At 57.7% G+C, this 12,780-nt stretch carries 13 protein-coding genes and 1 pseudogene; 7 read left to right on the forward strand and 7 right to left on the reverse strand.

The window, feature by feature from the left end; all coding sequences use genetic code 11:
- Positions 1-89 precede the first annotated feature (89 nt).
- The 3 genes from H0Z09_RS19105 (at position 90) to rssC (ending at position 2,782) form a co-directional block, all read left to right on the forward strand.
- Positions 90-779, forward strand: a complete 690-nt coding sequence (locus H0Z09_RS19105) for a VacJ family lipoprotein (protein ID WP_076950305.1) — start codon at positions 90-92, stop codon at positions 777-779.
- 339 nt (positions 780-1,118) lie between these two features.
- Positions 1,119-2,300: a two-component system response regulator RssB gene (rssB, locus tag H0Z09_RS19110; RefSeq protein ID WP_076950307.1), complete on the forward strand. Its 1,182-nt coding sequence runs from the start codon at positions 1,119-1,121 to the stop codon at positions 2,298-2,300.
- Entirely contained in the window at positions 2,300-2,782 is a 483-nt protein-coding gene (rssC, locus tag H0Z09_RS19115; protein ID WP_010212025.1) for an anti-sigma factor antagonist RssC, read from the forward strand. The genes rssB and rssC overlap by 1 nt, the downstream gene beginning before the upstream one ends.
- 198 nt (positions 2,783-2,980) lie before the next feature.
- On the opposite strand, the gene tal is transcribed toward rssC, so the two are convergent.
- Both tal and dusA read right to left on the reverse strand, forming a co-directional pair.
- Complete coding sequence (tal, locus tag H0Z09_RS19120; protein ID WP_186692491.1) at positions 2,981-3,907, reverse strand: transaldolase; 927 nt, start codon at positions 3,905-3,907, stop codon at positions 2,981-2,983.
- 330 nt (positions 3,908-4,237) lie between these two features.
- Entirely contained in the window at positions 4,238-5,251 is a 1,014-nt protein-coding gene (gene dusA / locus H0Z09_RS19125) for a tRNA dihydrouridine(20/20a) synthase DusA (RefSeq protein ID WP_186692687.1), read from the reverse strand.
- A gap of 398 nt (positions 5,252-5,649) precedes the next feature.
- Between dusA and H0Z09_RS19130 the strand changes: the two genes are divergently transcribed.
- Positions 5,650-5,958: a BrnA antitoxin family protein gene (locus H0Z09_RS19130; protein ID WP_076950310.1), complete on the forward strand. Its 309-nt coding sequence runs from the start codon at positions 5,650-5,652 to the stop codon at positions 5,956-5,958.
- A 66-nt stretch (positions 5,959-6,024) separates the two neighbouring features.
- Here the strand turns inward: H0Z09_RS19130 and H0Z09_RS27390 are convergent.
- Positions 6,025-6,117, reverse strand: a pseudogene (locus tag H0Z09_RS27390) (type II toxin-antitoxin system RelE/ParE family toxin); the annotation flags it as partial.
- Positions 6,107-6,349, reverse strand: a complete 243-nt coding sequence (locus H0Z09_RS19135; protein WP_186692493.1) for a CopG family transcriptional regulator — start codon at positions 6,347-6,349, stop codon at positions 6,107-6,109. The pseudogene H0Z09_RS27390 and the gene H0Z09_RS19135, both read right to left, overlap by 11 nt.
- Positions 6,350-6,638: 289 nt before the next feature.
- Here H0Z09_RS19135 and H0Z09_RS19140 point away from each other — a divergent pair, with 289 nt between their 5' ends.
- Positions 6,639-6,986 (forward strand): DUF6124 family protein, encoded by a 348-nt coding sequence (locus H0Z09_RS19140; RefSeq protein ID WP_186692495.1) that lies wholly within the window; start codon positions 6,639-6,641, stop codon positions 6,984-6,986.
- Between the two features lie 143 nt (positions 6,987-7,129).
- Positions 7,130-7,351, forward strand: coding sequence for a hypothetical protein (locus tag H0Z09_RS19145; protein ID WP_186692498.1), 222 nt, complete (start codon positions 7,130-7,132; stop codon positions 7,349-7,351).
- Positions 7,352-7,406: 55 nt separating this feature from the next.
- Here H0Z09_RS19145 and H0Z09_RS19150 read toward each other — a convergent pair whose 3' ends face one another.
- The 3 genes from H0Z09_RS19150 to H0Z09_RS19160 form a co-directional block, all read right to left on the reverse strand.
- Positions 7,407-8,246: a hypothetical protein gene (locus H0Z09_RS19150; protein ID WP_186692500.1), complete on the reverse strand. Its 840-nt coding sequence runs from the start codon at positions 8,244-8,246 to the stop codon at positions 7,407-7,409.
- 357 nt (positions 8,247-8,603) lie between these two features.
- Positions 8,604-9,260 (reverse strand): Wzz/FepE/Etk N-terminal domain-containing protein, encoded by a 657-nt coding sequence (locus H0Z09_RS19155; protein WP_186692502.1) that lies wholly within the window; start codon positions 9,258-9,260, stop codon positions 8,604-8,606.
- A gap of 197 nt (positions 9,261-9,457) precedes the next feature.
- Entirely contained in the window at positions 9,458-10,645 is a 1,188-nt protein-coding gene (locus tag H0Z09_RS19160) for an MFS transporter (protein WP_186692504.1), read from the reverse strand.
- Positions 10,646-11,068: 423 nt separating this feature from the next.
- Between H0Z09_RS19160 and mqo the strand changes: the two genes are divergently transcribed.
- Entirely contained in the window at positions 11,069-12,715 is a 1,647-nt protein-coding gene (mqo, locus tag H0Z09_RS19165; RefSeq protein WP_076950317.1) for a malate dehydrogenase (quinone), read from the forward strand.
- Positions 12,716-12,780: the final 65 nt, after the last annotated feature.

A 12,780-nucleotide genomic window follows, 5' to 3' on the forward strand; every position in this document is an offset into this window, starting at 1 on the left:
GAAGATGCCTAATTGGCGACTTCCGTCATATACTGCAGGCCTTATTCAGGGCATAGCGCCCATGACAGACTATTCAAGGAGCAAAAGCTATGCGCTGGAGCCACTGTTTCGCTCAGCTATCGGTGTGTGCCACTGTCCTGCTGGCGCCGTTCGCCGCCCAAGCAGCCCCGGAAGACGACCCGTGGGAAAGCGTCAACCGCCCGATCTTTACCTTCAACGACACCGTTGACACCTATGCCCTCAAGCCATTGGCTCAAGGCTACGAGTGGATCACTCCGCAGTTTGTCGAAGATGGCATCCACAACTTCTTCCGCAATATCGGCGATGTCGGCAACCTGGCCAACAACGTGCTGCAGCTCAAGCCCCACAATGCCGGCGTCGACACTGCCCGTTTGCTGGTCAACACCACATTCGGCGTACTGGGCTTTATCGATGTAGGCACTAAAATGGGGCTGCAACGCAGCGATGAAGACTTCGGCCAGACCCTCGGTTACTGGGGCGTGGGCAGCGGCCCTTACGTGATGCTGCCGTTGCTGGGCCCAAGCACCTTGCGTGATGCGCCCTCCAAGTACGTGGACAGCTACACTCAGCCGTACCGTTACATGGACGATGTGTCCCTGCGCAATAGTGTCATGGGCCTCAACCTCGTTGACACCCGCGCCAGCCTGCTCGACAGCGAGAAGCTGATCACCGGTGACAAATACACCTTTATCCGCAACGCCTACCTGCAGAACCGCGAGTTCAAGGTCAAGGATGGCAAGGTCGTCGACGACTTTTAGGCCGTGACGTTTTGAAATGAAAAAGGCGACCCCAGTGGTCGCCTTTTTTGTGCGCGATCGCTATGGCTCCATCCTTACTTTGCGTTGTGGTCGTGCCTGTTCTTATAACTCCCGGTGATTTGCGGTGTAAAGACGCCCGGCGACCATCGGCATGAGCTTGAAACCCCTCACGGATGGGAGTACCGTCTGCGCCTTAGAAGGGCACCTCTGCTTTACCGTTGTGCATGGGCGAAATCCCAATGCTTTGTAGGACAGAGAGGCTAGAAAGCGAATCCAGTACGTGCGCCCGGCCATTGCCGAGCCGCCTACGCCAACCTAATTCTGGCGCCGTTTGCCCACATGCAGAAAACCAGTGCCACGCTGCTGATAATCGATGACGACGAAGTAGTGCGCGCGAGCCTCGCGGCCTATTTGGAAGACAGTGGCTTCAGCGTCCTGCAGGCCAGTAATGGCCAACAGGGTCTCCAGGTATTCGAGCGCGACCAGCCCGACCTTGTGATCTGCGACCTGCGCATGCCCCAGATGGGCGGCCTTGAGCTGATTCGCCAGGTAACCGAGCTCGCCCCCGAGATGCCGGTGATCGTTGTGTCCGGTGCCGGCGTGATGAACGATGCCGTCGAGGCCTTGCGCCTGGGTGCCGCCGACTACCTGATCAAACCCCTGGAAGACCTGGCGGTGCTGGAGCATTCGGTGCGCCGTGCCCTGGATCGTGCACGGCTGATGGTGGAGAACCAGCGCTACCGCGAAAAGCTCGAAACCGCCAACCGCGAACTCGAGGCCAGCCTCAACCTGCTCCAGGAAGACCAGAACGCCGGTCGCCAAGTGCAGATGAACATGCTGCCGGTGAGCCCCTGGACCATCGACGAATTCCAGTTTGCCCACCAGATCATCCCGTCGCTGTACCTGTCGGGAGACTTTGTCGATTATTTCCGCGTGGATGAACGGCGTGTCGCCTTCTACCTGGCTGACGTGTCCGGCCACGGCGCATCCTCTGCTTTTGTTACCGTGTTGTTGAAGTTCATGACCACGCGGCTGTTGTTCGAGTCCAAGCGCAATGGCACCTTGCCGGAGTTCACCCCGTCGCAAGTGCTGGGCCACATCAACCGAGGCCTGATCAGCTGCAAGCTGGGCAAGCACGTAACGATGGTCGGCGGCGTGATCGACGAAGAAACCGGTCTGTTGACCTACAGCATCGGCGGTCACCTGCCGATGCCTGTTTTATACACTCCTGACAGTGTGCGTTACCTGGAAGGGCGTGGCCTGCCCGTAGGCTTGTTCAATGAAGCCACCTACGAAGACCACATCCTGGAGCTGCCGCCGACGTTCAGCCTGACGCTGATGTCCGACGGCATCCTGGACCTGCTTCCAGAGCCTACACTTAAAGAGAAAGAAGCCGCCTTGCCCCAAAAGGTCAAGTCGGCGGGCGGCAGCCTGGATGGCCTGCGGCAGGTTTTTGGATTGGCCACGCTAGGGGAGATGCCGGATGATATCGCCCTATTGGTGTTGAGCAGGAATCTTTGATGAGTACCGGAAGAATCCAATTCGCCGAGCAAGACGGGACTTTCGTCCTGAAATTTGTCGGTGAAGTGCGCCTGACCCTGTGTTCGGCGCTGGATGCGACGATTGAGCGGATTTTCACAGCGCTGAACTTCTCGGCGATCGTGATCGATCTGACCGAAACCCGCAGCATCGACAGCACCACCCTTGGCTTGCTGGCCAAGTTGTCCATCCTGTCCCGGCAGAAGGTTGGCCTGTTGCCGACCGTTGTCACCACCCACGAAGACATCACCCGTCTGTTGCAGTCCATGGGTTTTGACCAAGTGTTCAACATCGTTGACCGCCCGATCCCGTGCCCGGAATGCCTGACCGATCTGCCTTCGCAAGACCAGTCCGAGGAAATCGTGCGGGTCAAAGTGCTGGAGGCTCACAAGATTTTGATGGGCTTGAACGAGTCCAACCGGGAAGCCTTCCACGACCTCGTCAACGCCCTGGAACGCCACTGATCCCACAGTTGGAATACATTCCAACTGTGGGAGCTGGCTTGCCTGCGATAGCGGTATGTCAGCCACCTACTCATTACTGACCCACCGCTATCGCAGGCAAGCCAGCTCCCACATTTTGAACTGTGACTGGCTTGAGATCAGCGAGCACAAAAAAGGGCGGCACCCGCAAGGGTACCGCCCTTTTTGCCGCCATCTGTCTTACAGCTTGGCCGACAACAACGCCTCCAGCTTCTCCTGATCCCGAGCAAACTGACGAATCCCCTCCGCCAGCTTCTCGGTCGCCATCGCATCCTCGTTGGACTCCCAACGGAACTGCGCTTCAGTCAAATGCACACGGGCCTCGCCAGCATGCCCAGGCGACAGCTTACGCTCGAGCTTGCCTTCATCCGCCGCCAACTTCTCCAGCAGGTCCGGGCTGATGGTTAGGCGATCGCACCCCGCCAGCTCTTCGATCTGGCTCAGGTTACGGAAGCTCGCACCCATCACCACGGTCTTGTAGCCGTTAGCCTTGTAGTAGTTGTAGATGCGCGTTACCGACTGCACACCCGGATCATCGGAACCGGTGTAGTCGTTGCCATTGGCCTTCTTGTACCAGTCGTAGATACGGCCCACGAACGGCGAGATCAGGAACACGCCGGCTTCAGCGCAAGCCACGGCCTGGGCGAATGAGAACAGCAAGGTCAGGTTGGTCTGGATGCCTTCTTTTTCCAGCTTCTCCGCCGCGCGGATGCCTTCCCAGGTGGACGCGATCTTGATCAGCACGCGGTCGCGGCTAACGCCGGCTTTGTCGTACAAATCGATCAGGCGGTGCGCACGCTTGAGTATCGCGCCTTCATCGAACGACAAGCGGGCATCCACCTCAGTGGAAATACGGCCCGGCACCACTTTAAGAATTTCTTGACCCACCGCCACCGCAAAACGGTCGCTGGCCAGACCTACGTCGCCATTGCAGTCCTGCACGCACTCGTCCAGCAGTTTGGCATAGCCTGGAATCGACGCGGCCTTGAGCAGCAGGGAAGGGTTGGTGGTAGCGTCTTGCGGCTTGAGCTTGGCGAGTGTGGAAAAATCGCCGGTATCGGCTACAACGGTGGTGAATTGCTTGAGTTGTTCCAGCTTGGAAGTCATGGGCGTGCTCTGTCCTGTGGGTCTGATGACATTACCCGAGCGCCGACAGGCGCTCAAGGGCGCAAATGGGTTCGATCGTTTGCGAAGGCAACAACCTGAAAACAGCCGTTTGAATACTGGCCGTACTGCTCAATAGGAGGCCAAAACCGCCGCCAGGTTCAACCCAAATGACACAGGCACAACACTGTTCCCTGTGGGAGCTGGCTTGCCTGCGATGACGGTCGCACAGTCGCCTATACCTACCAGATGTTCATCAATCCAACTGTGGGAGCGGGCTTGCTCGCGAAAGCAATGGTCCAGTCACCTCATTCCCCCACTGACACACCCTCATTACCGCCCTTCCAACAACTCTCCCGCCTGATCCAGCAACGCCAACGGATCACTCGCCTTATGAATATCCACCGACAACAACTGCCGAAACTTGCGAGCCCCCGGAAACCCCGTCCCCAGCCCCAACACATGCCGCGTTACATGGTGCATCGTCCCACCCGAAGCCACATGCTGCGCAATATACGGCCGCAACTGCGCCAACACCTCGGCCCGACCAATCACCGGCGCCTCACTGCCAAACACCTGCTGATCCACCTGCGCCAGCACATACGGATTGTGATAAGCCTCCCGCCCCAACATCACCCCATCAAACGTCTGCAAATGCTCATGGCACTGCTCCAGCGTCTTGATCCCGCCGTTCAGCACAATCTCCAACTCAGGAAAATCCCGCTTCAACTGCGCCGCCACGTCATAGCGCAACGGCGGAATATCCCGGTTCTCCTTGGGCGACAACCCCTCTAGAATCGCAATCCGCGCATGCACGGTGAAACTGGTGCAACCGGCGTCCTTCACCGTCCCGACGAAATCACACAGCTCGGCATAACTGTCCCGCCCATTGATCCCGATGCGATGCTTCACCGTCACCGGAATCGACACCGCGTCGCGCATCGCCTTCACGCAGTCAGCCACCAGGGCAGGGTGCGCCATCAGGATCGCGCCGATCATGTTGTTCTGAACACGGTCGCTGGGGCAGCCGACGTTCAGGTTCACTTCGTCGTAACCGGCGGCTTCGGCCATGCGAGCGCAGGCGGCCAAATCAGCCGGAACGCTGCCGCCTAACTGAAGAGCCAACGGATGCTCGGCTTCGTTGTGGCGCAGGAAACGCTCGTGATCGCCGTGGAGGATCGCGCCGGTGGTGACCATCTCAGTGTAGAGCAGGGTGTGTTTGGACAGCAGGCGCAGGAAGTACCGGCAGTGGCGGTCGGTCCAATCCATCATGGGGGCGACGGAGAAGCGGCGGGAGAGGGGAGCGGTTTGTAGGGGCATTGGGGAATCTGAGTCAGCGGGGCGAATGGGGCGCAGTTTATCAGGGATGCATGTCAGGTACTCGACGGGTTCTCAAGCCTAGCCAGTCAACCATCGGTGGTAACCCGAGTACACGCTCGGTAGGCTTTCGACGCGCACCTTGTGTTGGTGATTTATTGTGGCTACGATAATCACATGCAGATTACCTATGACCCAGCCAAAGACGCTCGTAACGTTGAAGAACGCGGACTCCCGTTTGCGTTAGTACGGGACTTTGAATGGTCTACGGCTTGATCCTGGAAGATGATCGATTCGACTACGGCGAGTGTCGTTACCGAGCGATGGGATACATAGGGGATCGGCTGCATGTCGTAGTGTTCACCCACGAGGTGACGCTGTCCACGTCATCAGCTTTCGTAAAGCCAACAAACGGGAGGTCAAAAATTATGACCAAGAAACCCAGTCCTGAGAAAGTCGATACAGCGAACCCTGAATGGTCGGCTGAGGACTTTGCTAAGGCCAGGCCCGCCAGCGAGGTGCTTGTTGGGTTGTTTGGCAAGGCTCAGGCAAAGGAAATGCTCAAGCCAAAGCGTGGGCGGCCAAAGTCGGTAGCCACTAAAGAGCACGTTAATGTTCGTTTTGACGCTGACGTGCTGGAGCGATTCAGGGCTTCCGGGCCGGGCTGGCAAACGCGAATGAATGCCGCTTTGGCCGATTGGCTAAAGACGCACACACCAGATGAGTTGAAGGCTTAGTCGCCGAAGATCACTCCTAAGACAATTAGCCGCCGATAAGGCGGCTTTTTACTGCTTGGTGATTGAGAAGTCGTCAGCGGCTTTTGGATTTTCGAGAGCTATATAGTTCGCTTCGTCTTCCAGGTTTTTGAGTGCTTTTTCAAGCCACTCAACCCGCATTCCGGCTCCAGCGCCTGGCGCGCATGGCGGCCACTTGGTCATCAGACGCGAACTTGCCTTGGTCAGCTTCCCTTACTGCCAGCTCAATCTGAGCGGTCAGCGTTTTTTCGTGTTCGATGTAGTCGCGAAGGACGTCCATCGCCAGGTAGGACGCAGTCTGGCCATTGGTTTTGACCAGGTCGGCGAGAGAGTTGGATAGGTCTTCCGGCAGGGTCAAGCATATTCCAGTCATGGCAGCCTCGATGATGGAGGGTTGTGGCGCATCTTACACCGTGGAGCACTGGGTTGAATCGACAGTCTGTCGCCAACTGGTCTGCTGCCGGCAAAGCCCTCAGCAGCCAGGATTCAGCAGACCAATTTGAGCCGCCGGTGTTTCGCTAAGAAATTTCCCACGTTCTTATCAGCTTGCCGCTCAGACCTCCCCTGACTAACCTCCTCAAGCCGCTGCAAACCCAGCGGCCGGAGGTGGAAGACCGTATTGCTAAGGCGTTTTAACTCCCGAACATATTGGAGCTTCGCCCATGCCCAACAAATCACGCAATCCTTATGTGGATCACAACACGGTACCTGTTGATGCCAAGCTACACGCTGCCCAACCAGCGATTCATCATCACCTGCCGCGATCCGACAACGATGCTCCTGTCGAGCAGCCAAACGGCAACCTATTCATCGTCAGCCCGAACATAGACACCGAAACCCTCCTGGCCAACGCCTCCGAAAACCTCGCGTCCGCCAATCAAATGACCGCAACCCTGGCTTTCGACCTCGACGAATCCCAACGCGCCATTGCCCTGGGAATCCAGCAGTTGATCGAATTGAGCGCGCTACTCGTCGACCGAGCCCAGGAGCAAGTCGCACCAGCGGCCTGACAACTCACCCTGCCGCCTTGCCCCAAGGCGGCAACCTGAACCCACCCTGTCACCCTGCAAAGTTTCATCATCCCCGGTGCTGTTGGGGTCTACGATCCTCCTTAAGAGAGGCCCCTACACCTCCAGCCCACAGGGAGCTAAAAATGATTTCCAACCTCGTCAAACTGGTGATGATCACCGGCACGTTGATGTTAAGCGCTTGTTCGTCGAGCTCAGCCGGCCTGAATAGCGACCCTTGTTTCACCGGAGGATGCCAAGCATTCGGCGACCACAGCCCCAACAAAGCCGCCAGGATGAATTTCGGCGGCAGTGGGCTTGGCAGTAGTTATGGTGAGTATGGTTCTGGGTTGTTGCACGACGATTGAATAGCAGTGGGGCTGCTGCGCAACCCAGCGGGAGCAAGCGCCCTCGCCACAGGGGTCAGCCCGTTACGACAGTGCCTTTATGGAAAATCTCACGCCGTGCCCGGCGGCTGATATTTTCGTGCTTGCTCGCCGCGTACACCTCGTCAAACCGCTCGCGATCAACGCCGGCATAGTGGGCCAGTTCGTCCGCTACCATCCGGTCGTATTCTTCCTCGATCACGAAGCGAAAAACCTCCCGGCGATAATAAAACCCAAACTGAAACCCCAGCACTTCGCTCATGTGATTCGTCGGCGTAAGGAAGCAGTTTTCCAGGTCGATGGCCTTGGTGAGCGAGGGTTGCGCCAGGTTGATCATCACATTGTTGGCCCAGAAATCCATGTGCACGATGTCTCTGTTGTGCAGGGAGCGTAGCAATGTGAATGACGCGGTGACCAGGCTGTGGATGTCGCGCTTTTGCTTGAGCCATTCCAGCCCGTTGAGGTAGCCGTCCAGCATCTCGGTGAAGATGAAAAATTCCTGGATCAAGCCCAGCGCCGACTTTCGATAACCAAAGCCATACAGGCCGGCGACCGGAGCGCCGCGTTTTTGTGCGCGGAAGGTATTGATGACTTCTTCTACCGGCCAGTCGAAGGTCCCGTCGCGTTTTGCGCGGCCAAAGGTGACTCGCAGTTTTGGCCTGAGGCTGTCGAGGGGCTGGGATTTGGCGAACAGGTCGTTCTCCAACCCTTTAAGCGGGGCGCTGACGCGGTCTTTCAATGCGTAGCGACTGTCGATCAGGTTCTGGATCGCCTGCTGGGCGATTTCATCGGCGCCCCGTGAGGTGAAGACCGTGGCGTTTCGGTGGATCAGTGTCGAGGGGAAACTTTGGCGCACAGTTTTGTCAGGAAAGCTCAAAACACATCCTTGTCATAGCGTGAATATGACAAGGATGTTACAGGCGCGGACCATTGGATCCAACCTGAACGTAGCCTGAACGAAAATTAAATAACCGCTATTTTGTCAATTTATTCTTGACATTTAGGATTTTCTTATTGGCTGGTCGTGCAGGGCGGGTGCGTGCGACTTCGGTAAAAATCGCTGTGAAAAAATCAGGGTACGATGCAATAATGGCACCAAGCCATTATCTCCTTTCACTAAGTACTCTTGATGAAAACGACATTCCCCGCGAAATTGTTCATTGTTGTTATTGCTTCGCTGCTGGTCTGTGTCTTCTATTTCCTGATCGAAGAGTTTCTTTAGCGCCGCTCAAGGTCACTTCGACTGTTTGTATTGCCGAATGAAGAACCTGCCGAGCACAAAGATGCTACCCAGTATCAACCCCAAAAAAGCGCCCAGAAACGCATACTTTTTGCCATTCTGGGTGGTAGCGACTTTTATTTCATCAAGGGTATTAAATGCTTTTAGCGTATTGCTGGCAGCCACGGTCGGCAAGTTAAGCGCTATGGCTTCGGTATTGGCGGTATCCATGGCGGCTTTCAGTTGGGCGCTGGCCAGTGCAGCAGTGGTCGCAGTGGCTGAGGCGATATAGAGAACCGGCTCATTCCCACCTGATTTTGGAGGGGCGTCCTTCAAACTGATCGATTTAGCTGCCATGACGCCCATGGCCGAATAGAAAATATCGTTTTGGATGGTGCTGTACAGCTTGGTTTCCAGCGAAAGCGGATTTGCAGGCGTTGGAGTGGCTTTTTCATTAACTTGTTTATATAAGCTGTACAGAGACGGTTTGGTAATGTAAGTGCTGGCCGTCCACTGTTCGGGGGACGTTTCATAAATTGCTAATGAGACGATAGTACCCAATACGGTTGCTGCGATAATAGTCACCTTGCTTTTCCAGAGTGCCTGGATAAGGGGGATCAGATCTACTTCATCATCGTTGTGACGCGCTTTAGAATTTGTTGGAATGCTCACGAAAAATTCCTTAATTTACATTCCTGAATTGTAAAGAAAAAAACACAGCACGCCTACGTAGCATTCGGCTTTGCGGTGGATAGGAATAGTTCCTGTCTAATGGGCTCGGCGCGGTTATACAGCTGAAACTCGCGCCTATTAAGTACATCGGCTACAGAATCATTCCTACGGCACAATTGTTCAAGGCGGCCAGTGGCTCAATGCCCACCCTTCATCCGTCGCGCCATCAGATAAACCCCGAGCCCGATCAACGCTGTCACCGCGCCGATATACCCGGTGCTCGTCCACCCCAGCCCAGCCGTGATCGCCATCCCGCCAAACCACGGCCCCAGCGCGTTCGCCAAGTTAAACGCCGCGTGATTCGACGCCGCCGCCAGGCTTGGCGCTTCGTGGGCAATGTCCATCAGGCGGATTTGCAGTGGCGCAGCCATTGCGATCATGGTGCCGACCAGGCCGATACCCAGCAGTACGCCCCACAATGAGCTGGCGGCAAAGGTGAAGAAGATCAGCACGGCCATCGACCACACCAGGATCCAGCCCATCGCCCGAAACTGCAGGCGATCAAACAGCTTGCCGCCGGCGATGTTACCGATGATTCCGCCCATGCCAAACGTCGCCAGGCCAAACGGAATCCACTGCGGCGACACCTTGGTCACTTCCAGCATGGTCGGCGCCAGGTAGCTGAATACGCAGAACATTCCGGCAAAGCCAATCGCGCCAATGGCCAGGGCCATCCACACCTGCGGTTTGGTGAAGGCGCGCAGTTCCTTGCGCGGGTCGCTGCGTTGTTCGTCGTGGCGGTGGGGCACGAATTGCCAGACCAGGGCGATGGTGACGAGCGCGATCACGCTGACCAGGGCGAACGCCGAGCGCCAGCCCAGGTGTTGGCCGAGGAAGGTGGCGATGGGGTTGCCGAGCAGCATGGCCAGGGTCAGGCCCATCATTACGCGGGCCACGGCGCCGGCGCGTTTGTCGTTGGGCACCATGCTGGAGGCGACGACGGCGGCAATCCCGAAGTAGGCGCCGTGGGGCAGGCCGCTGATAAAGCGGAAGGCCACCAGCGCACCAAAGCTCGGGGTAAAGGCCGTTGCCAGGTTGCCCAAGGCATAAAGCCCCATCAACAGCAGCAGCAGATGTTTGCGCAGCAGCTTGGCGCCGAGGATGGCGAGCAGCGGGGCGCCGACCATCACGCCCAGCGCGTAGGCGCTGATGGCGTGGCCGACCTGGGGTTCGCTTAGACCCAGGTTCTGGGCGATGTCGGGCATCAGCCCCATGATGGCGAACTCACCGGTGCCGATCGCGAACGCGCCCACGGCCATGGCAGCTTCCATTTTGGCGGCGCTGCGTGCGGGCAGCACGTGCCCGGATGTTTGCTGGATAGTCATGGAACGCTCTGTGTGGAAGATGGCACGAAAGGCGGCCGCCGATGCTACGCAAGCCGCGGCGAAGGTGTCTAGAACAGCCTTTTGCCTGAGAGTTCCACGCCTGTGACCCCACGTCGCGCCTACCGGCCTTGACAGCGGCGGGTTAAAAGCCGCGATTTAGAGGTGTCAATTGGCCAAACGGCGCATAAACGCCGTTTGCCGTGATATTCTGCGCGCCGTCCTGGACCAGCCTCCCCGGGTGCGTACATCCGTATACGCCCCCGCGAGTGGCTGCCGCCCAGGTAGCTGAAGCCAATAATGATAAGAAGTCAGCGCAGAAGGGACATAAAAGTGAGGTCGATACGTCGGTCTTGTGTGCCCACCCCGCGGCCTTGAACACTCAGGGGCGCTAGGGCGGATGGCGTTTTATCATAGGTGCTACTGATGTTTAAGAAAGTAAACACTGCCCTGCTGGGGCTGGCTTTGTCGATGGGGATCACGTCCGTTCACGCGGAAGAGGCAAAGAAAGTCGATGTGCTGCTGATCGGCGGCGGCATCATGAGTGCGACCCTGGGTGTCTGGCTCAACGAACTGGAGCCGGGCTGGTCGATGGAAATGGTCGAGCGCCTTGACGGCGTCGCCGAAGAGAGCTCCAACGGCTGGAACAACGCCGGTACCGGTCACTCGGCCCTGGCTGAGCTGAACTACACCCCGGAAGACAAGAACGGCAACGTTGAGATCCCCAAGGCGGTCGAGATCAACGAAGCGTTCCAGATCTCCCGTCAGTTCTGGTCCTGGCAGGTCCAGCAGGGCGTGCTGAAGAACCCGCGTTCGTTCATCAACTCCACACCGCACATGAGCTTTGTGTGGGGCGATGACAACATCAAGTTCCTGAAAAAGCGCTACGAAGCCCTGCAAGCGAGCCCGCTGTTCGCCGGCATGCAGTATTCCGAAGACCCGGCGCAGATCGCCAAGTGGGTACCGCTGATGATGGAAGGGCGTGACCCGAACCAGAAAATCGCGGCCACCTGGACCCCGATCGGCACCGACGTGAACTTTGGCGAGATTACCCGCCAGTTCGTCGCTCACCTGCAAACCACACCGAAGTTCGACCTGAAACTGTCGAGCGAAGTGCAGGACATCACCCGCAACGACGACGGTTCGTGGCGTGTCAGCTACAAGAACCTCAAAGACGGCACCAAGACTGAAACCGACGCCAAGTTCGTGTTCATCGGCGCCGGCGGCGGTGCCCTGCACCTGCTGCAGAAGTCCGGTATCCCTGAAGCCAAGGAATACGCCGGCTTCCCTGTGGGCGGTTCGTTCCTGGTGACCGATAACCCGACCATCGCCGAGCAACACCTGGCCAAGGCCTACGGTAAGGCTTCGGTGGGTTCGCCGCCGATGTCGGTTCCGCACCTGGACACCCGCGTGCTCGATGGCAAGCGCGTGATCCTGTTTGGCCCATTCGCGACCTTCTCCACCAAGTTCCTCAAGGAAGGCTCGTACCTGGACCTGCTGACCAGCACCACCACCCACAACATCTGGCCAATGACCAAGGTCGGTATTCGTGAATACCCGCTGGTCGAGTACCTTGCCGGCCAACTGATGCTGTCGGATGACGACCGCTTCAAGGCGCTGCAAGAGTACTTCCCGAACGCCAAGCAATCGGACTGGCGCCTGTGGCAAGCCGGTCAGCGCGTGCAGATCATCAAGCGTGACGAAGAGCAGGGCGGCGTCCTGAAACTCGGTACCGAAGTGGTCAGCTCCGCCGACAACTCCATTGCAGGCCTGTTGGGCGCATCGCCAGGCGCGTCCACCGCGGCTCCGATCATGCTGACCGTGCTGCAGAAAGTGTTCAAGGACAAGGTCGCGAGCCCTGAGTGGCAGGCAAAACTGCACCAGATCGTACCGAGCTACGGCACCAAGCTGAACGACAGCCCTGAAGCTGTTGCCAAGGAATGGGCCTACACCGCCGGTGTGCTGCAACTGACGCCGCCGCCTGCGATCCCGCAACTGGGCGCTCCAAAGGCGACCGAGGCTGCCAAGCCTGCGGCTGCGCCGAGCAAGCCGGCGTCTGACCTGGCGCTGTAAGCAACACGCAGTAAAAAGCCCGCTGAACCGGCGACGGTCAGCGGGCTTTTTTATGTGCGGATTTT

Source organism: Pseudomonas sp. SWRI18, from assembly GCF_014268345.1.
Lineage (GTDB): Bacteria > Pseudomonadota > Gammaproteobacteria > Pseudomonadales > Pseudomonadaceae > Aquipseudomonas > Aquipseudomonas cedrina.